Here is a 23,259-nt window from a genome sequence, read left to right as displayed (position 1 = left end):
CAAGGTGTATATTGACCCGACAGGGTCCAGCAGGCCCTGCACGGGCTTTTTATTGGGGTATCTCGATGGCAAGACAGGTGAGTCATAAGCTGAAGATCGCGGGCTGGGTGGCCATTGGTGCGGTCGCCGGAGCACTGACCACAGTGCAGTTGCAGGCAACCGCCCAGCGAGCGCTCGCACCCCTGCCGCTGGAAGAGCTGCAGCAGCTCGCAGCCGTCTTTGGAATGGTCAAGAGCGACTATGTCGAGCCGGTGGACGAGAAGAAGCTCATTTCGGAGGCCATTTCCGGCATGGTCGCCAGCCTCGATCCGCATTCGCAGTACTTCGACAAGAAGTCCTTCAAGGAATTCCGTGAAGGCACCAGTGGGCGTTTCGTCGGCGTGGGCATCGAAATCACGATGGAAGACGGTCTGGTCAAGGTGGTCTCCCCGATCGAGGACTCCCCGGCCTTCCGCGCCGGCCTCAAGACCGGCGACCTGATCACCAAGATCGACGACACCATGGTCAAAGGCCTGAGCATCAACGACGCTGTCAAGCTGATGCGCGGCGAGCCCCGCACCAAGGTCCTGCTGACCATCTTCCGCAAGGACGAGAACCGAACCTTCCCGGTGACGATCACCCGCGAGGAGATCAAGACGCAGAGCGTGAAATCGCGCGTCGTCGAGCCGGGTTATGCATGGGTCCGCGTGTCGCAGTTCCAGGAACGCACGATCGAGGACTTCGCCCGCAAGATGGAAGACATCTACAAGGCCGACCCCAACCTCAAGGGGATGGTGCTCGACCTGCGCAACGATCCGGGTGGTCTGCTGGACGCGGCCGTGGCATTGTCTGCCGCGTTCCTGCCCGAGAACGTCACCGTGGTCTCCACCAACGGCCAGCTGGAAGACAGCAAGTTCATCTACAAGTCGATTCCGCAGCACTACCTGCGCCGAGGCGGTGCCGACCCCATCAAGCGCCTCACCGACAACACGCAGGGCGCGCTCAAGCGCGTGCCGCTGGTGGTGCTGGTCAATGAAGGCTCCGCATCGGCCAGCGAAATCGTCGCCGGCGCGTTGCAGGACCACAAGCGCGCAAAGGTGCTGGGCAGCCAGACCTTCGGCAAGGGCTCGGTGCAGACGGTGCGCCCCCTCGGCCCCGACACCGGCCTGAAGCTCACCACGGCGCGTTACTACACCCCGTCGGGCAACTCCATCCAGGCCAAAGGCATCGTGCCTGACGTGATGGTGGACGAAACCGAAGAAGGTAACGTGTTCGCCGCCCTGCGCACGCGCGAGGCCGATCTGCAGAAGCACCTGAACAACGGCACCGAAGCCGCAAAGGGCGATGCCGCGATGACCGACGCGGAGCGTGCCGCCGCGCAGCAACGCGACGAAGCCCGTGAAGCCGCTCGCAAGCGCCTGGAAGAGGAAGCCCGGAAGAATCCGAACCAGCGCCTGGTGCCGGAGTTCGGTACCGAGAAGGACTTCCAGCTGCAGCAGGCCCTCAACCAGCTCAAGGGCCGCCCTGTGCTGGTGAGCAAGACGCTGTCGGTGCGCGAAGAAGAGAAGAAAGAAAACTGATGGACCCCGCGGGCACCGCCCGCGGCGAGACACTTGGACGACGCCCAGCTCCTCCGCTATTCGCGCCACATCCTGCTCAACGAACTGGGTGTCGAAGGCCAGGAAGCGTTGCTGGCCTCTCACGCATTGGTGATTGGCGCAGGTGGCCTGGGTTCACCGGTGGCGTTGTACCTGGGCAGCGCGGGCGTCGGCCACATCACGCTGGTGGATCACGACACCGTCGATCAGACCAACCTGCAACGACAGATCGCCCACAACCTCGCGCGCGTAGGCCATCCCAAGGCCGAGTCGGCGCGCGAGGCCATCGCCGCCATCAACCCCGACGTGCGCGTCACCACCGTCACCCGGCGTGCCGACGCGGAACTGCTAGACGAGCTGGTGTCGCAGGCGGACGTGGTGCTCGACTGCACCGACAACTTCGCCACTCGCCATGCCATCAATCGGGCCTGCGTGGCCCACCGCAAGCCTCTGGTCTCGGGTGCGGCGATCCGCATGGATGGCCAGCTCAGCGTGTTCGATGCGCGTACGCCGGGCAGCCCCTGCTATGCCTGTGTGTTCCCCGAAGAAGCCGGGGTGGAGGAAGCCTTGTGCGCGACCATGGGTGTGTTCGCGCCACTGGTAGGCGTCGTGGGCACGATGCAGGCGTCCGAGGCACTCAAGGTGCTCACCGGGCTGGGCTCGCGCATCACGGGTCAGCTGTTGATGATCGATGGGCGCGATCTGGCGTTCACCCCCATCGCGCTGCGGCAGAACCCGCAATGCACGGTGTGCGGCCAGCCGCACTGACCTGACGCCTCAGGGCAGCATGCAAGGGCCGTGGCGCTGGCGGAACGCCCGCGGCAACTCGGCAGTGCCGTCTGCGAACAGGCCTTTGCTGGCGCGGCGAGCCATTTCTTCCTGCTCGCGGTACGGCCCCAGGCTGCGGCGCCAGCGGTACGACCAGGCATGTCCCTGCAACACCATCCAGGCGGCCACGTCGGCGCCCTGGTGTGTCAACTTTGCGAGCCCGCGACCATAGTCGTCGTGCTGGCGCACACTGACGGTCACCATCTGGTCCATCACCCGCCCGGCCAGCGCATCACGCGAGGCCGTGCCACCCGCCTGGCAGATTTCGGGGGCATCGATGCCGTCAATGCGCAGCTTGCGGTAGCGCCCACCATCCAAGGGTTGTACCCACACCGTGTCGCCATCGAACACACGGCTGACCCTCGCAACATAGACCTCGGACGAGGCGTTGGTGGTCGCAATGGCCGGGAGCGCTGCCGAACAGGCCCACAACAGCGACAGAACGGGGCAGAGGAGCCGGCGCGTCAACCCTTCTTGCCGCCCAGCACGAGAAGTGCCGCGCCGATCACGATGGCGCCGACACCGGCCCACACCGGCACGTTCACGGTTTCCTTTTCCTTCACCGACAACTCCAGCGGCCCCAGCTTCACGGCCTCCGTGTTCTTGGTGTAACTGAAGCTGCCGTAGACGAGGCCGAGCACCCCGCCGACGATGAGCACGATACCGACCAGTTTGGCTGCGTTCATTGGAAATTCCCTCGAATGGTTGTGTGCGCGCTCCACCCGCCTGGCCCGAATGTCAGCGGTGCAGCGCGATGCCGATGATGCACCAAGCAAGGATACCCGTGGTTCAGCCTCAACTGTTCAGTGCTTCCCCTGCCACCAGGCCCGCCCCCAGTCCACCCGCCGCGGCACCGCCCCCGCCTCCTCCACCGCCCCGCGCGCCAGCGCCACCTCGCCCTTCGCCATCTCCCCGGCCGCGTGGCGGTGACCCAGGTCCGGACGCGGGCAGCACGAAGCTCGCGGGAATCGGGTCCAGGCCCAGCTGTCGGCGCAGATCGGACCGCAACTCTTCGATCAGCGGCTGGAAATCTGGCGATTCGCCGCGCTTGAGTGCAGTGGCACAAGTGGCGGCCAGCTCCACCTGGGCCAAGGAACCGAACAACACCACTTCGGCCAGCGTCTCCTCCATCTGGGATGCGTTCTCCACGGTGGCGGGAGAGAACGACCCCGCCAGGGCGCGGTACGCCGCGACCAGCGATTTCAGGCGCTCGGTCTCCTGGCGGTTCTCGCGCTGGCGCCGTTGCTGGACGCGCTGCATCACGAAGACGCGAATCACCAGCAACACGATGGCGACCACCAGGGAAGCCAGCAGGGTGAGGGGCAACGTGCCCATGTCAGCGAGCCTCATGGCCTGGGTCAGGGCTCGGCCAAAGCCAACCGCAGGCGGTCGCGCAAAGCGTCGTACTCTGCCTTGTGGCGTGTCTTGAGTCGCCGCAAGCCGGCCTCCACCATCCGCACCTGCGCCGCGGCGTCTGCCGTCTTGATGCGCTCGATTTCGGTCTGGATCTCCTGCAGCCGCTGGCGGGCTTCCCGCCCGGCCTTGCCGCGCGGCGGCGTTTGCGCGGCCATGTCGAGCAGCAGCTCGGTGATCAACCCTAGCTGGCGTCCATAGGTGGCTGCCTCGAAGGCTTTGCGCTCGATGACCGGGTCACCGGACGCCGTGTCGATGCCATCGAAAAACCACTGGGTTCGGGGTTCTATGCGCTGCGCCACATCACCGCTGAAGGGCAGCTGCAGTTGCGGCGCCCACAGAAAGAGCCAAGGGTACATGCAGGTCCTCCTGAAAAACCAAGGACAGCTTACCTGCTTGCACGCCGGTGGGAAAGCAGTGCGCTCAGCGCAGATCGGTCCACCAGCGCCGGTTCTGCCGCGGCTGTCCCAGCGTGAGCACCTCGCCGATCTCTGGCGTGGCCAGCGGCAATCCTTCGCGCTCTGCGATGTCGGCCACGCGGTCCATCGGATCGCGCCAGCTGTGGAAACCCAGGTTGAACGTGCTGTTGTGCACCAGGTAGAACTGCCGGGCCCCCAGGTCCTTGAACGCCTGCACGGTCTCTTCGGGCGACTTGTGCGACGACGGCCAGTAGCTGTCGTAGGCACCGTTTTCCAGCAGCGCGATATCGATCGGACCCAGTCGCTCGCCTATGGTCTTGAAGCCGGTGAAGTAACCGGTATCGCCACTGAAATAGATGCGCTCGTCACCGCTCTGGATGAGCCACGACGTCCACAGCGTGCTGTTGCGGTCCCAGAGCGTGCGGCCCGAGAAATGGTGCGCTGGCGTGGCGGTGAGTTGCACGCTGGCGTGGGTCGTGCGCTGCCACCAGTCGAATTCCTCGACGCGCTGAGGGTCCACACCCATCGCCTGCAGCCGGGCACGCAGGCCCAGTGGCACGAAGTAGCGCTGCACGCGTTCGCGCAGGTACACGATGGTGCCCTCGTCCAGGTGATCGTAATGGTCGTGAGAGAGGATCACCCCCTCGATGGGTGGGAGCTCCTCCAGCGACAACGGTGTCGCGTGGAAGCGCTTCGGTCCGAACCACTGCACCGGCGACGCGCGCTCACTGAACATAGGGTCGATCAGCCAGTAGCGACCCTTCAGCTTGAGCAGGTGCGATGAGTGCCCGAGGCGCACGATGTGGTTCGCCGCCGGGTCGAGCGCCTCGAGCATCGCGCGGTCCAGACGGCGAACCGGAACGGGGTCGCGCGGCACCGCGTCTGCCTGGGTTTCGAACAGGAAGCGGCTCCAGATTTTCCAGGAGCCCATGCTGGGGCGGGTGTTCGGGTCGGGCGTATTGCGGAACCGGCCGTCATCGCCCAGCTGAGGCGACGCCCGCTGTTCGCTGTTGCCAGCGCCGACGGCGCAGCCCGCGCACAGGCCCGCCACGGCCAGCAACAGTCCAAGGGTTCTCGATAAATGCGGCACGGGCATGTGTCGCATCCGTTCAGGCGGTCGTGCTGGCAGGGCTCAGCAACGCATCGAGCCGGCGCAGGCCCGCGACCGTCTGCAGGCACGCCTGAGCCGCCTCGGTGCCCTTGACGGCGAAGTGGCGCAGGAAGTACTTGCGGTGTTCTGCATGCTCATGGAAGTGGTGCGGCGTGAGCACCGCCGAGATCATCGGCACGCCGGTATCCAGTTGCACGTCCATGAGGGCCTGTACGACTGTCTGAGAGACGAAATCGTGGCGGTAGATACCGCCGTCGACCACGAGCGCACTGCCAACCACGGCGGCGTAGCGGCCGGAGCGGGCCAGGCGCTGCGCGTGCAGCGGGATCTCGAAGGCACCGGGCACATCGAACACGTCGATGGCATCGGCACCGAAGCCGCCTTGCGCCATTTCGGCGAAGAAGGCGTCGCGTGCCTGATGCACGATGTCGGCGTGCCAGGAGGCTTCGACGAACGCGAAGCGCAGGCCAGCGGGCAGGTGAAGGTGGTGGGAAGACTCGGTCTGATTCATGGTGTCCTCAAAAAGGAGGGGCCGACAAATCAGGGCGCACAAGCGCACGCGCCTCCCCTGTGCACACGCGCAGGGGGCACGACGCTCGCGCTCTCTTTCATCCGGACTGTGACCGTCGGTCCCGGGATCTCACCGGGTCTGCTGACCCCATGCACCGAACGGGCCGGCGCCTGGGCGCTCGCGGCACTCGTTCGGTCGTGTCGCCACGCCGCCATCACCGCCGGTGGGGAGTTCCACCCCGCCCTGAGAACGCTTGTGTCCGACACTGGGTCGAACGGAGGAGATTCTAGGCATGGTGGCATTCCCGTGCTGTCGCGCGGGTTGGAGGCGCTTTCAGGCCGTGACGATCCAGCCTTCGAGCGGGTCGAACGCCGGCAAGCCCCAGCGGGGGTGCCCACTGCGGTGCTGCTGTTCCGCCCAGGCCGCCTGCAGCAGGCACAACACCGCGTCCAGACTGTCACCACTGGGGTCGTCAGCCAGCGCATCCCGCTGGGCATGGCTCAGGCGAAGCCGCAGGCCCACGGCCTGCAGCAACGGTGCCTGACCGCTCTCCAGCGCGTTGATGAGGGTCTTGCGCGCGATCAGGCGCTCCGGTGTCTGCTTTGCCCGATCGTCGGCCTTGTACGACGCACTGCCCAGCACGCTGCGCGCGAGCAGGCCGGGATAGGCCTCCAGTGCGACTCGGCCGCCGTCGCCTTCGCAGAGGCCCGGCAGCGTGACGCCCGCAGCGATCAAGCGTGGCACGCCTGCATGCAGCATGAACGCCACGGGCGGATTGACCCATTTCATGCTCGGGCTGGAGCCAGCCGGCCCATCCGTGGCCCGGTGCGCGAACTTGCCGCCCACAGGCCGCGCGTCGCAGAAAGCCGAGAACGATGCACGGATGGACTCGCGATTCAGCTCCGCATAGTGCGCCATGCAGTCCGCCCAATCGGTGGGCCAGCCCAGCTGGGTGACCAGCTCGCGCGGCAGGCCGAACGGCAGGTCAAAACCACCCACCCAGCGCCCCGGCGCAGCCAGGCGCTGACTCCAGCCATCCAGCGACTCGAAACGCTCCACCGCCTCCAGCACCACGCGCCCCCGGTCGGCACGACCGACCGCGAGCGTGATAGGTTTTCGTCGGGTCGGCGCACTGGTGAAGTCGCAACCCAGGAGTTGCCAGGGCTCGCTCATGGCAGCCTCAACCCAGTCCCAGCGCAGTCACGCCCGCGGCGATGCAAATGGCACCGAAGATGCGCGCCACACGGTCACCCTCGCCCAGCAGATGCCCACCGATCAGGGCGGCGAACAGCATGGACACCTCGCGCGCCGGCGCGACATGCGACAACGGCGCTTCGCGCATGGCATAAAGCACCAGCACGTATGCCACGGGGCTGACCACCGCCACCAGCAACGCGTAGCGCCATTGCACCCGCCAGAGTTGCCGGGCCGTGGGCAGGTCGCGCAGCACGCTGGGCGCGAGCAGCGCAAGGCGCACAAAGTTGCCCATGTAGTCGACCAGGATGGGTGACATCACGAGGAACTTGACGGCGTAACCGTCCACCACCGTGTAGCCTGCAATGAACACACCGGTAAGAAGGCCATAGAACATGCCCTTGTGCACACGCTTGCGTGCCACAGGGTCGTGCGCGGCACGCAGCAAGCCAGGGCCACCCGCGATCAGAAACACACCACCGACCACCCCCGCGATGCCGAATGCACCCAATGCGGAGATCTGTTCACCCAGGAAAACGATCGCGAAAAGCGATGACAGCAAGGGGCCGGAGCCGCGGGCCAGCGGATACACCACAGTGAGATCGGCCTTGCGGTACCCGCGCAACAGGACAACGAAGTAGAAGACGTGCAATACACCACTGGCGACCACGAGGCCCCACTCGATGGCACCCCAGCGTGGCACCTCGTCGAGCCCAAGCCACCAACCCAGAGGCGCCCAGACCAGCATCAAAAGGATGCCAGTGAAGAAAACGAAACGCGCGTCGCCGGCGGCCTTCTTCGCCGCAATGTTCCAGCAGGCGTGGATCAGGCCTGCCAGCACGACGAGACAGAATGCGGTAAGAGACATGCGGCGTCAAAAGAAGCCTGGCCCGGGGAGCAGCGAGGGTCCGGCTCTGCCAGCCCAAGGCGCTGTCAACCTTCCCGGCGCTGAAGGCTCGCCAGAGCGGGGGGAAGCCGCGCAGCGGTGCAGGGGGCTGCTCCTCAAGCCCTGCCGATGATGTTGGCGGTCGCCATCAGCTCTTCCAGCAAGGCCAGCGACACGCGGCCCGACACCCCGTAGGGATCGAACTCGGGGCGCTCGGAGTACTTCAGCACAATGGAGGTGTTGAGCCTGGAGAGGTTGACCTGCCCCATGGTCCAGCCACCAAAGCGACGCTCGGTGATCTCTTCGTAGTGCAGCAGCACCACGTCGGTGTGGCGCGGGTCGGCCACGATGTGGTTGTAGAGGTCGTTCACCGCGTTGCGCCCGCCCTCGATGGCCTGCAGGAACACGCCACCACCGTAGCACAGCACACCGGTGATGCCGTTGCCCAGGTTGTGCGCGCGCGAGGTGTCCAGGATGGAGTCGATGGCTTTGGCACAGTCCTTGTCGACAGCGCGGCTGACGTAGAGCAGACGTACGAGCATGTGAAGCCTCAGGGTTGACGGGGGATGAGCGAGAGGAATTCGCGGCGCAGGTTGGGGTCCTTGAGGAACACGCCGCGCATGACCGAGTTGATCATCTTGCTGTTCATGTCCTTCACGCCACGCCAGGCCATGCAGTAGTGGCTGGCCTCCATCACCAGCGCGAGGCCGTCGGGCTGGGTCTTCTCCTGGATCAGGTCGGCCAGTTGCACCACGGCTTCTTCCTGGATCTGCGGGCGGCCCATGATCCATTCGGCCAGTCGTGCGTACTTGGACAGGCCGATCACGTTGGTGTGTTCATTGGGCATGACACCGATCCAGATCTTGCCGATGACCGGGCAGAAGTGGTGGCTGCAGGCGCTGCGCACGGTGATCGGGCCAACGATCATCAGCTCGTTCAGGTGTTCGGCGTTCGGGAACTCGGTGACGCTCGGGCCTTTGACGTAGCGGCCGTTGAACACTTCCTTGATGTACATCTTGGCCACACGGCGCGCCGTGTCGGCGGTGTTGTGATCGTTCTCGGTGTCGATGACCATCGCGTCGAGCACGCCCTGCATCTTTTCCGCGACTTCGTCGAGCAGCTTCTCCAGCTCGCCCGGCTGGATGAACTCAGCGATGTTGTCATTGGAGTGGAAGCGCTGGCGCGCGGCCTTCACGCGTTCGCGGATCTTGACCGACACGGGCACGCCGTGATCGTCGTCAGGGGGGGCTGCGGAGGTCATGTCGGATGCGGTTTTCGTCAGCATGGGGCATGCTAACACCGGACCTCCCGGGAGCCCCGGGCCTGGGGACTTTGGGCCGGGCGCCTCAGCGGGTGTCGCCCACCAGCAGTTGTTCCAGGTCCTGAAGGGTGTTGGCCTCGTGCAGCGGCTTGTCGTGGCGGATGCGCTGCATGCGCGGAAAGCGCAGTGCCACGCCGCTCTTGTGGCGCGTGCTGCGGGCAATGCCCTCGAAAGCCAGCTCGAACACCAGGGTGGGCCGCACGCTGCGCACCGGTCCGAACTTCTCCAGTGTGTTCTGGCGGATCACCGCATCCACGGCCTTGAACTCTTCGTCGGTGAGGCCGGAATACGCCTTGGTGAAAGCAACAAGCTGAAGGCCGTCGGGGTCTGCCGGACGGCGCTGCGCGATGGCCTCGACCACCGCATCGGCCTCGGCGGCGTCGGCCGGTGGCCGGTTCCACACCGCAAAGGTGTAGTCGGTGTACACCGAGGCGCGGCGGCCGTGGCCCGCCTGGGCATAGATCAGCACGCCGTCGATGGACAGCGGGTCGATCTTCCATTTCCACCAGGCCAGGGGGGCGTCCACCCCACCGCGCTTCTGCCGGCCCGTGCCGTAGGCGCTGTCCCGGTGTTTGAGCATGAGGCCCTCCACACCCAGCGTACGGGCCTCGGCGCGCCGGCCCGCGAGCATGGGCCAGTCGTCACCGGCCAGCTGAGGCGAGAGCCACAGACGCGGTCCCGGCGTCTGATTCAGGGACGCTGCAAGGGCTTCCAGCCGGGCGCGGCGTTCATGCTGCGGCGCCTGACGCTGGTCTTCATGGCCCACTTCGAGCAGGTCGTAGGCCATGAAACTCACCGGTGCGGCAGCCAGCACCTTCGGGCCCAGGGTCTTGCGGCCGATGCGCTGCTGGAGCAGCGCGAACGGCGCGGGGCCACCCGGGCGCTCACTGCCTGGCAGCCGCGCGGCGCCGGTGCCGTCGTCCCACACCAGAATCTCACCATCCAGCACGGTGCCGTCCGGCCAGCGCTGCGCCAGGGCCTGCAGTTCGGGAAAGCGGTCGCTCATCAGCTCCTCGCCACGCGACCACACCCACACCTGCCCGGCCCGCTTGACGATCTGCCCACGGATGCCATCGAACTTCCACTCCGCCAGCCAGTTGCGCGCGGGGCCCAGGGCAGCCACTTCGTCAACGGCATCCGCGCCCAGAGGACTGGCGAGGAAGAATGGGTAGGGCTGACTCGGATCGCGGCTGTCCTGCCCGGCGACCAAGGCATCGGCCGGGGCGACAAGCGCCCGGTACGCGGCTGCGGTGGGTGACCGTTTGCCGTCGGTAAAGCCCATCATGCGTGCCGCGACCAGCTTCGCGTCCAGCCCGGCGTGCGCAGCCAGGGCCCGCTGCACCAGCAGCTTGCTCACGCCCACGCGAAAGCCGCCGCCCACCAGCTTCACCAGAAGAAAGCGCCCTGTGGCATCGAGCTCCCGCCACCAGGCACCCAGGGACTGGGCAATGGCTTCGTCGCTCTGGCCACGCAGGGGCAGCAGACGTTCCTCCATCCAGATGCTCAAGCGGGTCTGCATGCCGGTGCTGTCCTGCGGCAGGGGCAGCACGAGCGCGATGGTTTCGGCCAGATCGCCCACGGCCTGATAGCTCGCATCGAACAACCACTCCGGCAGACCCGAAGACGCGATGGCCTGCGCGCGCAGTTGCGCGGTGCGGATGAGCTGGCGCGGCTTGCCACCGGAAAGGAAGTACACCGCCCAGGCGGCGTCCGCGTCGTCCGCCTCGGCAAGGTAGCGCCGCAGCGCGGCCACCTTGGCGTTGGTGGCCGTCGTCGCGTCAAGCTCGTCGTACAGCGCCGCGAAGCGTTTCATGCGCCCGCCTCGGCCTCATCGCCGTATTCGGTGTCGAAACTTTCGGCCTGCAGCCCCTGCTCCTGCAGGTAGCGCACCAGCACCGGCACACTGCCGTGCGTGACGATGATGCGATCGGCGCAGGTCGCGCCGATCGCACTGAGCAAGCCTGGCCAGTCGGCATGGTCGCTGAGCACGAAACCGCGGTCGTGACCACCCCGGCGGCGCCATCCGCGCACCTGCATCCAGCCGCTGGCGAAGGCGTCGGACAGGTCACCAAAGCGCCGCATCCAGGGTGTGCCGAGCGCCGATCCCGGACACAGCACCAGCGCTCGGCGCAGGCTCGCGGGATCCGTGACCTCGCCCACCGCCCGCGTCTCGGGCAGCGGGACTCCGGCGGCTCGGTACGCGCGGTTCAGCGGCTCGACCGCCCCGTGGCACACGATGGGACCGATGGACGCATCCACGCCGGCCAGGATGCGCTGCGCCTTGCCCAGGCTGTAGCAGCTGAGTACGCTGGCACGACCGGTTCCGGCGTTGTCATGCCACCAGCGGTTGATCTCGCCAAAGAGTTCTGCATCGGGACGCCAGCGGTAGATCGGCAGGCCGAACGTCGATTCGGTGATGAAGACGTCGCAACGCACCGGTTCGAAAGGTGCACTGGTGCGGTCTGGCGTGGCACCAGCGGGTGTGGTGCGGTAGTCACCACTGGCCACCCACACGCGACCCTGGTGTTCCAGCCGCACCTGCGCCGAGCCCAGCACATGCCCCGCCGGATGCAACGAGATGCGAACGCCGTGGTGTTCGATGGCCTCACCATAGGCCAGGCCCTGGAAGGTGATGTCCGGGCCCAGGCGGGCGCGCAGCAGGCCCTCGGATACCGCCGTGGCAAGGTAATGCGCGTGGCCTGTGCGCGCGTGGTCTGAATGCGCGTGGGTGATGACAGCTCGGTCCACCCGGCGCCAGGGGTCGATGTAGAAGTCGCCCGGTGGGCAGTACAGTCCCTCGGGTCGCTGGACGATCAGGTCCCCCGCCATCGCATCAATAACGGTGGCCCGTTACGAACAGGGTGATCCGCATGATCGCAAAGGCCATGCGATCAAGCTGGCGCTGTATCCAGGGTCTCCGGCTGATCGCGTCCGCATCGAGGAGTTGCCCGCTGTGCTGCACCAGACCGTCAAGGTGACTGTGCAGCAAACCGGAGAAGCGCCGGTCGTTGGTCATCACATTGGCCTCGCGCGCCAGCAGCATCGACAGAGGATCGAGATTGGTCGAGCCCACCGTGGACCAGCGCCGGTCCACGACCGCCACTTTGGCGTGCAGCGCGCTCGGCGCGTACTCGTGAATCTGGATGCCTGCATTCACCAGACGCTGGTAGACCGGGCGCGCGGCGCGGTACTGCAGGAAATGTTCGTAGCGGCCTTGCAGCAGCAGCTGCACCCGCACGCCCCGCTGGGCCGCCAGGGTGAGCGCACGGCGCAGCTTTCGACCCGGGATGAAATACGCGTTGGCAATCACCACATCCTGGCGCGCCTCGCCGATCGCCTTGAGGTAAGCGCGCTCGATGTCGTGCCGGTGACTCACGTTGTCGCGCAACAGCAGCGTGGCCCGCGCCCCATCCACCCCGAGCGGTGCGGGAGACGACTCGCCGTAAGGACCATCGTTGTGCCCTGCCTCGCCCGACTCCGCGAGCGCTTCGATCTTCTGCAACAGACGCGAGAAGTCACCCACCGGGCGAGAGGCGCGAAGCGCATCCCATGCGGCCTTGAACTCGCGCTGGCGCACCCGCCGCGCGGCCAGCGTGCGCCACCAGAGTTGCTCCATGGTGTCCGCCATGTCCTCCACCAGCGGGCCGGCCACGCGCAACGCGAAATCGAGCCGGGGTGCACTCAACCGGCCCAGCGCCACGTCGTGCTGGTCGTCGATGATGTTGATGCCACCGCAGAAGCCAACCACGCCGTCGACCACGCACAGCTTGCGGTGCAGGCGCCGCCAGTTGCGCGGCGCCAGCAGGCCGAGCCGGCCCAGCGGGGCATAGATGCGCATCACCACCCCCGCCTCGGCGAAACGCCGCTGCCACTCCTCGGGCACCAAGGGCGTGCCCACCCCATCGATCAGCAGGCGCACCACCACGCCGCGCCGGGCCGCACGCTCCATGGCCTCCGCCACACAGAGGGCCGAGCCGGCGAACTCGAAGATATAGGTCTCCAGGTGCACGACCATGCGTGCCGCATCCATCGCCTCGACCAGGGCAGGAAAGAACTCCACCCCGCCTTGCAGCAACAGCAGCTGGTGTCCTCCTCGCATGGGCGGGTGCCGAGCCGCCGCTGCCGGGCGAAGGGGGGCATCGCTCACAGTTCGAGCTCGGCAATCAGGGGAAGATGGTCCGACATGCGTGACCAGACCCGGCCGTGCGGCACGTGCGCAGACACCGGACGCAGGCCGCGCGCGAAGATGCGATCCAGGTGCAGCAGCGGCAGGCGCGATGGATAGGTGGCCAGGCGGATGCCTTCGAAGGTGCGCAGGTCCAGCGCCGCCATGGGCCGCAGCAGTTGAGCACCCCAATCGTTGAAATCACCGGCCACAACCAGGGGCGCAGTGGGCGGCACCGTGGAGGCGATGTACTGGCCCAGGCGCTGCACCTGCCGCTCGCGGCTGGCATGGATCAGACCCAGATGCACAACGATCACGTGCACGTCGACCCCGTCCACCAGCAGTTGCACGTGCAGCAGGCCGCGCTGCTCGAAACGGTGATCGGACACGTCGGAATGCTTGATGTCGATCACCGGCCAGCGCGACAACAGCGCATTGCCATGCTCGCCGTGGCGTGTGACGGCATTCGTGCGGTAGACGGATTCGTACCCCTCAGGCGAGAGGTAGACGGCCTGGTCGAGTTCCGGCCAGCGCGTGAAGTGCTTCTCCATCTTGCGGTTGTGGCGCCGCACCTCCTGCAGGCAGACGATATCGGCATCGAATTGCTCCACCGCGTGGGCGATGTTGTGGATCTCCAGCCGACGCCCCGGGCCCAGGCCCTGCACGCCCTTGTGGATGTTGTAGGTCGCGATCCTGACGATGCTCATGGACAAATGATGCCACCAAGCGATGCTCCCGGTTTGCGCACGCCGCCGAGGCGCGGCAGCCAGGCGATCGCCTCGGCATTGGAAGGCGAGAAGCAGCGTTCGGCAGCTTCTGCCCATGGCAACCACACCTGGTTGCGGTGTTCACGGGGACTGAGGCGCACTGTTGCCACGGCGGGGACGCACAGGCCGAAGAGGTGCTCGGTGTTGTGCGTCACGCCAGGCGCGTACCGGTGCAGCCACTGCGGATAGATTTCGTACACGTTTTCAAGCGACCAGTCGCTCAGCACATGGCCGGACGCCCGGGCATCGATACCCGTCTCCTCGAACACTTCGCGCACGGCGGCGGCTTCGAACGGCTCGTCTTCGGCCTCCTTCGATCCCGTGACCGATTGCCAGAAGCCGGGGGCGTCGGCCCTTTCGATGAGCAGTACGTCGAGCGCGGGGGTATGGATCACCACCAGCACCGACTGTGGGATCTTCAGGACAGACACGGCGAGCTAGCTCAGCGGTGTCTGGGCGGTACGGAGCCCCGGTCGCGCACGCTCTGCACGAACTTCCAAGCCGACCACAGTCGCATACCCAGCGATGCCGCGCGGCGCGGGCGCCATGCCGACAGCAGCAAAGTACCGGCGGCCGCCGCAAACGGGTTGCCACGCAACCAGATCCAGGCGTCCTGCAATCTGTCGATCCAGGTGAGCGCCGGCTGCATGTCCTGCAGGTGCCAGACGGCGCGGCGGCGCAACTGCGCCGAGCGCTGCACCAGCCGCTCACGCCGCAGAGCCAGTTGCACCGCGCGCGGGTTCAATCGTCCTCCTTGGCGGCACGCAGACCATCACGATCTTTCCTCAGCTCTTCCACGCTGGCGGAGAACAGGTAGGTCCCGGAGCGCACGCGTTCGCGCGCCAGCCAGGCGGCAACCCCGCCCGTGACCAAGAACAGGCCGGTGAACACGCCGAGCGCAAGCAGCCGGTGCGTGTCCCACAGCGCCACCGTGATCAGGAGGGCCAGCAGAACCACCCCCAGGCTGAGGAAAGCGACAGCGATCGCGCCATACACCAGCAGCGCGCCCACGCGCAGCACCTCTTCCTGGGCCTCGATACTGAGCAGCTCCAGACGGATCTGCACCAGTTCCAGCACGGTGGAAGCCAAGCCCCGCAGGGAGGACGACATGCGCTGAGGACCGCTCATGGGTATCAGCGCCTGAATCAGCGACGGCTGATGAGAAGGCCAACCACCAAGCCGATGCCCGCAGCGGCGCCAATGGCAGGCCAGGGATGCTCGTGCACATAGTCGTCCGCAGCGTGCGCGGCTTCAAGCGCCTTTTCCTTGATGGCGTCCTCGGCGTCCGACAGCTTGTGACGCGCCTGGCGCAGGTTTTCATTGATGCGCTCACGCAACTCCACCACCTTTCCTTCGGTCTGGTGGGCAGTGGCCTGCATGAGCTCCTCGGCGTCGGCAATCACACGCTGCAGGTCTGCGACGAGTTTTTCCTTGTCGGCCACGGTGTTCTGACGGATCCTTGCCATAAGAGAGCTCCTTTCAAAAAACCCATGGTAGCAAACAGGATGACGAAAATAGGCTGGAGATAAAAGCAATCAGTGCTTTGATACAAGAAAAAGGGCGCCATTCGGCGCCCCTTTCGGAGAAGTCCTACAGACGCCTCAAGCCGACTTCGACAAGTCCACATTGCGCAGGCGGATGTGCAGTTCGCGAAGCTGCTTCTCCTCGACGGGGCTGGGTGCCTGGGTCAGCAGGCACTGGGCACGCTGGGTCTTGGGGAAGGCGATCACATCGCGGATGGACTCGGCTCCGGTCATCAGCGTGACGATCCGGTCCAGGCCGAAGGCGAGACCACCATGGGGCGGTGCACCGTACTGCAGAGCGTCCAGCAGGAAGCCGAATTTGAGCTGGGCTTCTTCGGGCGTGATCTTCAGGGCATCAAACACCTTCTGCTGCACTGCGGCCGTGTGGATACGCACCGAGCCACCACCGATCTCCCAGCCATTGAGCACCATGTCGTAGCCCTTGGCGATGCACTTCTCGGGGGCGGTCACCATCCAGTCTTCGTGGCCATCCTTTGGCGCCGTGAACGGGTGGTGCACCGCCGTCCAGCGGTCGGCCTCTTCGTCATGCTCGAACATGGGGAAGTCGATCACCCACATCGGTGCCCAGCGGTCCTCGAACAGGCCGTTCTTCTTGCCCAGTTCGCTGTGGCCGATCTTCAGCCGCAGCGCACCAATCGCATCGTTGACGATCTTGGCCTTGTCGGCACCGAAGAAGATGATGTCGCCGTTCTGTGCACCGGTACGGGACAGGATCTCGCCAACGGCCTTGTCGTGCAGGTTCTTCACGATCGGACTCTGCAGGCCATCGCGGCCCTGACCGGCATCGTTGACCTTGATCCAGGCCAGCCCCTTGGCGCCGTAGATCTTCACGAACTCGGTGTACGCATCGATCTCGCTGCGGCTCATGTCGGCACCGCCACGCACGCAAAGCGCGACAACACGTCCGCCTTTCGAGGTCGCCGGGGCGGAAAAGACCTTGAAGTCGACATCGGCCATCACGTCGGTGAGTTCGGTGAACTCGAGCTTGACGCGCAGGTCCGGCTTGTCGGAGCCGAAGCGGTGCATGGCTTCGCTGTAGGCCATGATCGGGAACTCGCCCAGATCGACGCCGAGCGTGTTCTGGAACACCGTCTTGATCATGCCCTGGAACATGTCGCGAATGTCTTCCTCGGTCAGGAACGAGGTTTCGATATCGATTTGCGTGAATTCGGGCTGGCGGTCGGCACGCAGGTCTTCGTCGCGGAAGCACTTGGTGATCTGGTAGTAGCGGTCGAACCCGGCCACCATCAACAGCTGCTTGAACAGCTGCGGCGACTGCGGTAGCGCGAAGAACATGCCATCGTGCACGCGACTGGGCACGAGATAGTCGCGCGCGCCCTCGGGCGTGCTCTTGGTCAGCATCGGGGTTTCGATGTCGATGAAGCCGTTGGCGTCGAGGAACTTGCGGACTTCCATGGCCACGCGGTAACGCAGCATCAGGTTGTTCTGCATGTAAGGGCGGCGCAGGTCCAGCACACGGTGGGTGAGGCGTGTCGTTTCCGACAAGTTCTCGTCGTCCAGCTGGAACGGCGGCGTGACCGAAGGGTTGAGCACCTTGAGCTCATGGCACAGCACTTCAATCTGGCCGCTCTTGAGCTTGTCGTTGGTCGTGCCGGCAGGGCGAGCACGCACCAGGCCGGTGACCTGCACGCAGAACTCGTTGCGCACATCCTCGGCGGTCTTGAACATGTCGGCGCGATCGGGGTCACACACGACCTGCACATAGCCTTCGCGGTCGCGCAGGTCGATGAAGATCACACCCCCGTGGTCGCGGCGGCGGTTGACCCAGCCGCACAACCGAACGGTTTGGCCCATCTGGGCTTCGGTCACCAGACCGCAATAGTGGGTACGCATCGCCATTTGCACTCTTCTTTCAACAGATTCGCGGGCGTGCCCGCAGGGAACATTCAGGAGTTGGAGGCGGCACCGTTGTCGGTGGCCAGTTTGATTTGGGCGTTCTTCGGGCCGCCAGGCACGATCACGCCCATGGACACGATGTACGTCAGCGCCTCGTCCACGCTCATCTGCAACTCGACGCAGGCGCTCTTGCGCACCATGACAAAGTAGCCGCCTGTGGGGTTGGGCGTGGTGGGAACGTACACGCTGAGAAACTCGTCATGCTCTGCGCCGCCGGGCATGGACTGGAGGTGGGACAGCACATCACCACCCGGCGAACCGGTCAGAAAGGCGATTGTCCACATACCCTCGTGAGGCCACTGCACCAGCAGCGCCTTGCGGAAGGCATTCCCCTTCTCGGAGAACAGCGTGTCGGACACCTGCTTGACGCCGGAGTAGATGGAACGCACCACAGGAATGCGGTGCAGCATGGCGTGCCACCAGCTCACCAGCTTGTTGCCAATGATGTTGGAGGCAAGTGCTCCGATGGACACCACCACCACCAGGGCAAACACCACGCCCAGACCAGGGATGTGCACGCCAAGCAGTTGATCGGGCTGCCAGCTCGTTGGCAGGATGCGCAATGTCTGGTCGAGCGTGCTCACCACCCATTCCAGCACCCACAGGGTGATGATGAGCGGCACCAGGACCAGAAGGCCCGAGAACAGCCATTTGCGCAAGGCGGCCATCACACTGGGCTCAGGTGGATGTGGGGGGCGTCGTGCTGGCGGGTACCGACGGAGCGGGTGCGGCGGCAGGCGCTGGAGCGTCGGCGGACGCGTCTCCCGATGCTTTGGCGGGCGAGGAAGCGGCGGGGGCTTCGCCGCCCGGGGACGGCGCCGGGGAGGCCGACTTGTTGCCCTCCCGGAAATCGGTCACATACCAGCCCGAACCCTTGAGCTGGAAACCAGCCGCCGTCAGCTGCTTCTGGAAACTGGCCTGCCCGCAGGCGGGACAGACACTGAGCGGTGCGTCAGAGATCTTCTGCAGCACGTCCTTGGCATGGCCGCAGGACGCGCACTTGTAGGCATAGATAGGCATGGCAAGGACCTGTTTGAGGGCAGAAGCGCCGCCGGACCACGGCGCATGACGTTCCCCGCGCGGCACGTGGAACAAAACCGGTCATTATAAATTGGGGGGCGCAATCAGTGCGCGCGAGATCTCAAGCCCCGGAGCCATCTACCAAAGGCGCATGCGCAGCAACAACTGCATCACCACCAGGCCGAGTGCGAAGCCGATGCCGCCATACAAAATGCCCTGCAGCAGGCGATTGGTGCGCCGCTGCTCTGCCAGCAGGGTGTCCAGCTCGCGCCGCAGCTCGTGCGGTTTGTGCTGCAGATAGGCATGCAGCAGGCGCGGTAGTGCTGGCAGCAGTTTGGCGTACTGCGGCGCCTCGTCCTTGAGTTGCTGCAGCAGCTTCTGCGGGCCGATCTGCTCCACCATCCATTTTTCGAGAAAGGGTTTGGCGGTACTCCAAAGGTCGAGTTCGGGGTCGAGCTGCCGCCCCAGCCCCTCGATGTTCAGCAGCGTCTTCTGCAACAGCACCAGCTGCGGCTGGATTTCCACATGGAAGCGGCGCGACGTCTGGAACAGGCGCATGAGCACCATGCCCAGCGAGATTTCCTTCAACGGGCGGTCGAAATAGGGTTCACACACCGCGCGGATCGCCGACTCGAGCTCGTCCACCCGTGTACCGGCCGGCACCCAGCCCGATTCGATGTGCAGCTCGGCGACGCGCTTGTAGTCGCGCCGGAAGAACGCGGTGAAGTTCTGCGCCAGGTACTCCTTGTCGGTCTCCGTCAGCGTCCCCACGATACCGAAATCGAGCGAAATGTAACGGCCGAAGGTGCCCGGTGCCGTGCTGACCTGGATGTTGCCAGGATGCATGTCGGCATGGAAGAACCCGTCCCGGAACACCTGGGTGAAGAAGATCGTGACACCGTCACGTGCGAGTTTGGGAATGTCCACACCGGCCGCGCGAAGCTCGTCCACCCGGTTGATCGGCACACCGTGCATGCGCTCCATCACCATCACTTCGGTATGGCAATAGTCCCAGAGCATCTCGGGAATCAGGACCAGATTGAGGCCCTGCATGTTGCGCCGGAGCTGGGCGGCATTGGCCGCTTCGCGCAGCAGGTCCAGTTCGTCATGCAGGTACTTGTCGAACTCCGCAACCACTTCCCGCGGCTTGAGCCGCTTGCCATCGGCCGACAGGCGCTCCACCCATGCCGCCATCATGCGCATGAGACTGAGGTCTTTGTCAATCACTGGCCGCATGTTCGGGCGCAGCACCTTCACCGCCACCTCGCGGCCGCCATGGCGACCGTCGCGCAGGGTGGCGAAATGCACTTGCGCCACCGAGGCGCTGGCCACGGGCACATGATCGAAATGCGAAAACACCTCGTCGAGCGGCTTCCCGAACGAGCGCTCGATCATGGCCACCGCCACCTCACTGGAGAAAGGCGGCACGCGGTCCTGCAGATGCGCGAGCTCGTCGGCAATGTCGGTGGGCAGCAGATCCCGCCGGGTGGACAGCACCTGACCGAACTTCACGAAAATGGGGCCGAGACGCTCCAGCGCCTCCCGCAACCGAGCACCACGGGGCGCCTCCAGGTTGCGCCCGATGGAGACGATGCGGGTGAGCAGGCGGATAGCCGGCCGCTCGAAACTGGAGAGCACCAGCTCGTCCAGCCCATAGCGCAACACCACCCAGACGATGAAGGCGCCGCGGAAAAGCCGGCTCATGCCGAAGGTCCGTCAGCGCGCGAGGGCGCTGACGCATCGCCAGCGGCAGCAGGGGTCGCACGGCCAGTGGGCAGACGCTCCACGAATGCCTTGACGGCCTTTGCCGCCGAACGGGCAAAACTCGCGAGCGTGTGGGCCGTGGCGTCACCGACCACGCGGGACAGGTCCTCCTCCACGTCCCAGCGCACGTTGTCCACCAGCCAGGCCACCTCAGCGGCCAATTGCACATCGCCCTGGATATCGACGCCAGGCTTCTGGCCCGCCAGCACGCTCTGAGCCATGGCCAAGGGCGACCGCTGCGTCAGGGTGACGCTCAACTCGGGCGTGGCCTCGGGCGGGCTGCGTTCCAGAAGGCCGGCGGCGGTCGGCGCAAGGGTGAGGTGGAAATCGCCCCACTGGACGCGCACCGCCTTGCCCTTCTGGCGGCGCAAGCGGTCCTGAGCGGCTTTTTCCTGCATCAGCACATGGTTGAGGAACAGCACCACGCGGTTCTGCAGTTCATCGACCACCCATTCGGGAGGGCGAATCGCGCCCAACAGGGATTGCAGGAAGTTCAAAGGGGTGCCGGTGCCAGCCCCAGACGAAGAAACGGGTGGTTCATTTTTCATGACCACCCGATTCTGACGGATAAAGCGTGGTGCGCGGCGCCAGCCCGCACCGTCACGCCCGGTGCGGGGGCACAGACCACATCACTGAAGGGCTTGCACGCCCGCCACCAGCCAGCCGCCGGGACCGTTCTTCGGCCGCGTGATGTTCCACACCTCGCGGAAGGGGTTCGGGCCGGCAGAGGCCTCCTCGCGGATCAGCCCCGAGAACTCGACGCTGGCCATGTATTCGCCGTGCAACTCCTCGATGCCCAGCAACTGGGCGTCGAGCATCACTACCTCGGTCTTGTTCACGGCACCGCCACTGGACTGCTCACGCTCGGTCAGCTGGCCGCGAATCTGCTCCAGCATGTCATCGGTCATCATGGCGCGCAGCGCGGGGATGTCGGAACGGTCCCAGGCATCCTGCAGGCTCACGAAATTGGCCTTCGATGCCTTCAGGAAACCATCGGCATCAAACCCGGCAGGGACGCCCCAGCTCTGGCTGCCGCCAAGCGCTGAGCCGATCATCGAGCCACCAGCACCCGCCGGGCGAATGGCGTCGAGGCTGGCCGGGCCGCTGCGCTCCCAGGGTCGCGCCGAAGCGTCGTTGCCCACATTCTTCGGCTGGTAGCTGCGCGGGGTGGCCGGATCGAACTGCGAGTGGCCAGCACCCTGGTAGGCCATGGCAGGCGCACGGCGACGCATCACCATGCCGACCACCACCATCACGACAACGGCGAGCAGGGCAAATAGCAGGAACTGGGCAAAGGCTTCGCCAAAACCCAGCGAGGAAGCCAGCCACGCCAAGCCGAGGCCGGCCGCAAGTCCACCGAGCATCGCGCCCCACGGCCGCTTGGGCGCGGCCGCAGCTGCGCCCGCCGGATTGGCTGTGGCGGGCCGCGCGGCGGCGCTTTGCGCCGGCGCCTGCTGCGGCGTGGCCTGTTGCGACGGCGGCGCGCTGTTGCGCTGCGTCACATTGCCCGACTGCTTGCCGAACGACATGCCGCCGCCCATGCGCTTGGCCCAAATATCCTGGGTGCCGAGCGCCATCACGCAGACCAGCAACACCGACCACATCTTGTTCATGCCTTTGCCTCCTTCAAAACAACAGAAACCTCAACAAACCCGATTCAGCACTTGATGCCCACATGCAACGCCACCACACCGGCGCTCAGGTTGTGCACGTCCACGTGACCAAAGCCCACCGTGCGCATCATCTGCCTCAATTCCTCCTGGCCTGGGTGCATCCGGATGGATTCCGCGAGATAGCGGTAACTTTCCTCATCATTGGCCACCAGCTTGCCCAGCTTCGGCAGGATGTTGAATGAATACCAGTCATAAGCTTTCTCGAGCGGTTTCGCCACCCGGGAAAACTCCAAGACCAGCAGTTTGCCACCCGGCTTGAGCGTCCGATGCATTTCGGCCAGCGCAAGTTCCTTGTGGGTCATGTTGCGCAAACCGAATGCCACCGACACAAAGTCGAAAGATCCACTGGTGAACGGCAGTTTCTCCGCGTCGCACACCATGGTGGGCAGAACGATCCCCAGGTCCAGCAGGCGCGAACGGCCTTCGCGCAGCATGGCTTCGTTGATGTCGGTGTGCACCACCCGCCCGGTGGACCCCACCTTGCGGGCAAAGGCCAGGGACAGGTCACCGGTACCGCCGGCAATGTCGAGCACCTGATCGCCCGGCTGCGGATTGGCGACGGTGATGGTGTAACGCTTCCAGATGCGGTGCAGGCCGGCCGACATGAGGTCGTTCATCACGTCGTACCTGGGCGCGACCGAATCGAACACGCCGCGGACGTGCCGCGCCTTCTCTTGCTCGTCGACGGTCTTGAATCCGAAATGGGTGGAGGCCATGGTGTGTTCCCGGTCAGTGGCTGCCGCAGGCGTGTCCGCCCTTTTCGGGCATGGGTGCGTCGCGCTCCACGCCGGCGGCCAGCAGGCGGGCGTCGTAGTCGGCCCACAGTTCGTCCTGCTTCGAACCCAGAAAGTAGAGATAGTCCCAGGAAAAGATGCCCGAACTGTGACCATCCGTGAAGGTCGGCTGCACCGCATAGTTGCCCACGGGGGCGATATCGAGGATGCCGACCTCTCGCTTGCCAGTCTGCAAAACTTCCTGGCCCTTGCCATGGCCCTGCACTTCGGCCGACGGTGAATAGACCCGCATCAGCTCGAAGGGAATCCGGAATTCGCGGCCATCGTCAAAACCGACCTCGAGCACGCGCGACTGCTGGTGCAGGGTGATCGACTGAGGCGAAGGGGTGTTCTTGTCGAGTCCGGCCATGGGTAT

28 protein-coding genes and 1 riboswitch are annotated in these 23,259 nt (G+C 65.5%); of the genes, 2 read left to right on the top strand and 26 right to left on the bottom strand.

Going from position 1 to position 23,259, the window contains the following annotated elements:
* The first annotated feature begins 77 nt into the window (after window positions 1-77).
* Window positions 78-1,559: a S41 family peptidase gene (locus tag J2X09_RS11350; RefSeq protein ID WP_204733532.1), complete on the top strand. Its 1,482-nt coding sequence runs from the start codon at window positions 78-80 to the stop codon at window positions 1,557-1,559.
* 33 nt (window positions 1,560-1,592) lie between these two features.
* Entirely contained in the window at window positions 1,593-2,345 is a 753-nt protein-coding gene (locus J2X09_RS11345; RefSeq protein WP_204733531.1) for a HesA/MoeB/ThiF family protein, read from the top strand.
* Between the two features lie 9 nt (window positions 2,346-2,354).
* On the opposite strand, the gene J2X09_RS11340 is transcribed toward J2X09_RS11345, so the two are convergent.
* The 26 genes from J2X09_RS11340 to J2X09_RS11215 form a co-directional block, all read right to left on the bottom strand.
* On the bottom strand, window positions 2,355-2,873 hold the full coding sequence (locus J2X09_RS11340; protein WP_204733530.1) for a thermonuclease family protein: 519 nt from the start codon (window positions 2,871-2,873) through the stop codon (window positions 2,355-2,357).
* Complete coding sequence (locus J2X09_RS11335; protein ID WP_204733529.1) at window positions 2,870-3,091, bottom strand: hypothetical protein; 222 nt, start codon at window positions 3,089-3,091, stop codon at window positions 2,870-2,872. Before J2X09_RS11335 ends, J2X09_RS11340 begins: the two co-directional genes overlap by 4 nt.
* Window positions 3,092-3,200: 109 nt before the next feature.
* On the bottom strand, window positions 3,201-3,755 hold the full coding sequence (locus tag J2X09_RS11330) for a preprotein translocase subunit YajC (RefSeq protein ID WP_204733528.1): 555 nt from the start codon (window positions 3,753-3,755) through the stop codon (window positions 3,201-3,203).
* Between the two features lie 8 nt (window positions 3,756-3,763).
* A complete protein-coding gene (locus J2X09_RS11325; protein ID WP_204733527.1) occupies window positions 3,764-4,177 on the bottom strand; it encodes a hypothetical protein in 414 nt (137 codons plus the stop codon).
* A 64-nt stretch (window positions 4,178-4,241) separates the two neighbouring features.
* The gene (locus J2X09_RS11320; RefSeq protein WP_310308264.1) at window positions 4,242-5,333 is read right to left on the bottom strand and encodes an MBL fold metallo-hydrolase; all 1,092 of its coding nucleotides are present in this window, start codon (window positions 5,331-5,333) and stop codon (window positions 4,242-4,244) included.
* A 13-nt stretch (window positions 5,334-5,346) separates the two neighbouring features.
* Window positions 5,347-5,859: a 6,7-dimethyl-8-ribityllumazine synthase gene (locus tag J2X09_RS11315; RefSeq protein ID WP_204733525.1), complete on the bottom strand. Its 513-nt coding sequence runs from the start codon at window positions 5,857-5,859 to the stop codon at window positions 5,347-5,349.
* An 85-nt stretch (window positions 5,860-5,944) separates the two neighbouring features.
* Window positions 5,945-6,114: riboswitch (FMN riboswitch) on the bottom strand.
* Between the two features lie 78 nt (window positions 6,115-6,192).
* Complete coding sequence (locus J2X09_RS11310) at window positions 6,193-7,032, bottom strand: DUF429 domain-containing protein (protein ID WP_204733524.1); 840 nt, start codon at window positions 7,030-7,032, stop codon at window positions 6,193-6,195.
* Between the two features lie 7 nt (window positions 7,033-7,039).
* Window positions 7,040-7,921: an EamA family transporter gene (locus tag J2X09_RS11305; RefSeq protein ID WP_204733523.1), complete on the bottom strand. Its 882-nt coding sequence runs from the start codon at window positions 7,919-7,921 to the stop codon at window positions 7,040-7,042.
* Between the two features lie 134 nt (window positions 7,922-8,055).
* On the bottom strand, window positions 8,056-8,481 hold the full coding sequence (locus tag J2X09_RS11300) for a BLUF domain-containing protein (protein ID WP_204733522.1): 426 nt from the start codon (window positions 8,479-8,481) through the stop codon (window positions 8,056-8,058).
* 8 nt (window positions 8,482-8,489) lie between these two features.
* Window positions 8,490-9,224 (bottom strand): GTP cyclohydrolase I, encoded by a 735-nt coding sequence (gene folE / locus J2X09_RS11295; RefSeq protein WP_204733521.1) that lies wholly within the window; start codon window positions 9,222-9,224, stop codon window positions 8,490-8,492.
* Between the two features lie 61 nt (window positions 9,225-9,285).
* Complete coding sequence (locus J2X09_RS11290; protein WP_204733520.1) at window positions 9,286-11,073, bottom strand: ATP-dependent DNA ligase; 1,788 nt, start codon at window positions 11,071-11,073, stop codon at window positions 9,286-9,288.
* The gene (locus J2X09_RS11285; protein ID WP_204733519.1) at window positions 11,070-12,089 is read right to left on the bottom strand and encodes a ligase-associated DNA damage response exonuclease; all 1,020 of its coding nucleotides are present in this window, start codon (window positions 12,087-12,089) and stop codon (window positions 11,070-11,072) included. The genes J2X09_RS11290 and J2X09_RS11285 overlap by 4 nt, the downstream gene beginning before the upstream one ends.
* A gap of 4 nt (window positions 12,090-12,093) precedes the next feature.
* On the bottom strand, window positions 12,094-13,359 hold the full coding sequence (gene clsB / locus J2X09_RS11280) for a cardiolipin synthase ClsB (protein WP_204733518.1): 1,266 nt from the start codon (window positions 13,357-13,359) through the stop codon (window positions 12,094-12,096).
* A gap of 44 nt (window positions 13,360-13,403) precedes the next feature.
* Entirely contained in the window at window positions 13,404-14,132 is a 729-nt protein-coding gene (locus J2X09_RS11275) for an endonuclease/exonuclease/phosphatase family protein (RefSeq protein ID WP_204733517.1), read from the bottom strand.
* Window positions 14,129-14,623 carry a dihydroneopterin triphosphate diphosphatase gene (gene nudB, locus J2X09_RS11270; RefSeq protein ID WP_204733516.1) on the bottom strand — a complete coding sequence of 165 codons (495 nt, stop codon included), beginning with the start codon at window positions 14,621-14,623 and terminating at the stop codon, window positions 14,129-14,131. Before nudB ends, J2X09_RS11275 begins: the two co-directional genes overlap by 4 nt.
* Before the next feature lie 11 nt (window positions 14,624-14,634).
* Window positions 14,635-14,937 carry a YqjK family protein gene (locus J2X09_RS11265; protein ID WP_204733515.1) on the bottom strand — a complete coding sequence of 101 codons (303 nt, stop codon included), beginning with the start codon at window positions 14,935-14,937 and terminating at the stop codon, window positions 14,635-14,637.
* Window positions 14,934-15,320 (bottom strand): phage holin family protein, encoded by a 387-nt coding sequence (locus J2X09_RS11260; protein WP_204733514.1) that lies wholly within the window; start codon window positions 15,318-15,320, stop codon window positions 14,934-14,936. Before J2X09_RS11260 ends, J2X09_RS11265 begins: the two co-directional genes overlap by 4 nt.
* 17 nt (window positions 15,321-15,337) lie before the next feature.
* Window positions 15,338-15,658, bottom strand: a complete 321-nt coding sequence (locus tag J2X09_RS11255) for an ElaB/YgaM/YqjD family protein (RefSeq protein ID WP_204733513.1) — start codon at window positions 15,656-15,658, stop codon at window positions 15,338-15,340.
* A gap of 135 nt (window positions 15,659-15,793) precedes the next feature.
* Entirely contained in the window at window positions 15,794-17,596 is a 1,803-nt protein-coding gene (gene aspS / locus J2X09_RS11250) for an aspartate--tRNA ligase (protein WP_204733512.1), read from the bottom strand.
* 47 nt (window positions 17,597-17,643) lie between these two features.
* Window positions 17,644-18,321, bottom strand: coding sequence for a DUF502 domain-containing protein (locus J2X09_RS11245; protein ID WP_204733511.1), 678 nt, complete (start codon window positions 18,319-18,321; stop codon window positions 17,644-17,646).
* Window positions 18,322-18,331: 10 nt separating this feature from the next.
* On the bottom strand, window positions 18,332-18,673 hold the full coding sequence (locus J2X09_RS11240) for an FmdB family zinc ribbon protein (protein ID WP_204733510.1): 342 nt from the start codon (window positions 18,671-18,673) through the stop codon (window positions 18,332-18,334).
* Between the two features lie 138 nt (window positions 18,674-18,811).
* Entirely contained in the window at window positions 18,812-20,377 is a 1,566-nt protein-coding gene (gene ubiB / locus J2X09_RS11235) for a ubiquinone biosynthesis regulatory protein kinase UbiB (RefSeq protein ID WP_204733509.1), read from the bottom strand.
* Entirely contained in the window at window positions 20,374-20,985 is a 612-nt protein-coding gene (locus J2X09_RS11230) for a ubiquinone biosynthesis accessory factor UbiJ (protein ID WP_310308257.1), read from the bottom strand. Before J2X09_RS11230 ends, ubiB begins: the two co-directional genes overlap by 4 nt.
* Window positions 20,986-21,066: 81 nt before the next feature.
* Window positions 21,067-22,050 (bottom strand): Tim44 domain-containing protein, encoded by a 984-nt coding sequence (locus tag J2X09_RS11225; RefSeq protein WP_204733508.1) that lies wholly within the window; start codon window positions 22,048-22,050, stop codon window positions 21,067-21,069.
* Between the two features lie 44 nt (window positions 22,051-22,094).
* Window positions 22,095-22,826 carry a bifunctional demethylmenaquinone methyltransferase/2-methoxy-6-polyprenyl-1,4-benzoquinol methylase UbiE gene (ubiE, locus tag J2X09_RS11220; RefSeq protein ID WP_204733507.1) on the bottom strand — a complete coding sequence of 244 codons (732 nt, stop codon included), beginning with the start codon at window positions 22,824-22,826 and terminating at the stop codon, window positions 22,095-22,097.
* Between the two features lie 13 nt (window positions 22,827-22,839).
* Complete coding sequence (locus J2X09_RS11215) at window positions 22,840-23,253, bottom strand: gamma-butyrobetaine hydroxylase family protein (RefSeq protein WP_204733506.1); 414 nt, start codon at window positions 23,251-23,253, stop codon at window positions 22,840-22,842.
* Window positions 23,254-23,259: the final 6 nt, after the last annotated feature.

It is taken from the genome of Hydrogenophaga laconesensis (genome assembly GCF_031457235.1).
GTDB lineage: Bacteria > Pseudomonadota > Gammaproteobacteria > Burkholderiales > Burkholderiaceae_C > Hydrogenophaga > Hydrogenophaga laconesensis.
The sequence above is the reverse complement of the archived record's forward strand: the minus strand, read 5'-3'. Positions and strand labels throughout refer to the sequence as shown.

Coding starts and splice junctions, on each gene's coding strand:
- J2X09_RS11335 (WP_204733529.1), bottom strand. CDS start 3,091: ATGAACGCAGCCAAACTGGTCGGTATCGTGCTCATCGTCGGCGGGGTG.
- J2X09_RS11330 (WP_204733528.1), bottom strand. CDS start 3,755: ATGAGGCTCGCTGACATGGGCACGTTGCCCCTCACCCTGCTGGCTTCC.
- J2X09_RS11325 (WP_204733527.1), bottom strand. CDS start 4,177: ATGTACCCTTGGCTCTTTCTGTGGGCGCCGCAACTGCAGCTGCCCTTC.
- J2X09_RS11320 (WP_310308264.1), bottom strand. CDS start 5,333: ATGCCCGTGCCGCATTTATCGAGAACCCTTGGACTGTTGCTGGCCGTG.
- J2X09_RS11315 (WP_204733525.1), bottom strand. CDS start 5,859: ATGAATCAGACCGAGTCTTCCCACCACCTTCACCTGCCCGCTGGCCTG.
- J2X09_RS11310 (WP_204733524.1), bottom strand. CDS start 7,032: ATGAGCGAGCCCTGGCAACTCCTGGGTTGCGACTTCACCAGTGCGCCG.
- J2X09_RS11305 (WP_204733523.1), bottom strand. CDS start 7,921: ATGTCTCTTACCGCATTCTGTCTCGTCGTGCTGGCAGGCCTGATCCAC.
- J2X09_RS11300 (WP_204733522.1), bottom strand. CDS start 8,481: ATGCTCGTACGTCTGCTCTACGTCAGCCGCGCTGTCGACAAGGACTGT.
- folE (WP_204733521.1), bottom strand. CDS start 9,224: ATGCTGACGAAAACCGCATCCGACATGACCTCCGCAGCCCCCCCTGAC.
- J2X09_RS11290 (WP_204733520.1), bottom strand. CDS start 11,073: ATGAAACGCTTCGCGGCGCTGTACGACGAGCTTGACGCGACGACGGCC.
- J2X09_RS11285 (WP_204733519.1), bottom strand. CDS start 12,089: ATGGCGGGGGACCTGATCGTCCAGCGACCCGAGGGACTGTACTGCCCA.
- clsB (WP_204733518.1), bottom strand. CDS start 13,359: ATGCGAGGAGGACACCAGCTGCTGTTGCTGCAAGGCGGGGTGGAGTTC.
- J2X09_RS11275 (WP_204733517.1), bottom strand. CDS start 14,132: ATGAGCATCGTCAGGATCGCGACCTACAACATCCACAAGGGCGTGCAG.
- J2X09_RS11260 (WP_204733514.1), bottom strand. CDS start 15,320: ATGAGCGGTCCTCAGCGCATGTCGTCCTCCCTGCGGGGCTTGGCTTCC.
- J2X09_RS11255 (WP_204733513.1), bottom strand. CDS start 15,658: ATGGCAAGGATCCGTCAGAACACCGTGGCCGACAAGGAAAAACTCGTC.
- aspS (WP_204733512.1), bottom strand. CDS start 17,596: ATGGCGATGCGTACCCACTATTGCGGTCTGGTGACCGAAGCCCAGATG.
- J2X09_RS11245 (WP_204733511.1), bottom strand. CDS start 18,321: ATGGCCGCCTTGCGCAAATGGCTGTTCTCGGGCCTTCTGGTCCTGGTG.
- J2X09_RS11240 (WP_204733510.1), bottom strand. CDS start 18,673: ATGCCTATCTATGCCTACAAGTGCGCGTCCTGCGGCCATGCCAAGGAC.
- ubiB (WP_204733509.1), bottom strand. CDS start 20,377: ATGAGCCGGCTTTTCCGCGGCGCCTTCATCGTCTGGGTGGTGTTGCGC.
- J2X09_RS11230 (WP_310308257.1), bottom strand. CDS start 20,985: ATGAAAAATGAACCACCCGTTTCTTCGTCTGGGGCTGGCACCGGCACC.
- J2X09_RS11225 (WP_204733508.1), bottom strand. CDS start 22,050: ATGAACAAGATGTGGTCGGTGTTGCTGGTCTGCGTGATGGCGCTCGGC.
- ubiE (WP_204733507.1), bottom strand. CDS start 22,826: ATGGCCTCCACCCATTTCGGATTCAAGACCGTCGACGAGCAAGAGAAG.
- J2X09_RS11215 (WP_204733506.1), bottom strand. CDS start 23,253: ATGGCCGGACTCGACAAGAACACCCCTTCGCCTCAGTCGATCACCCTG.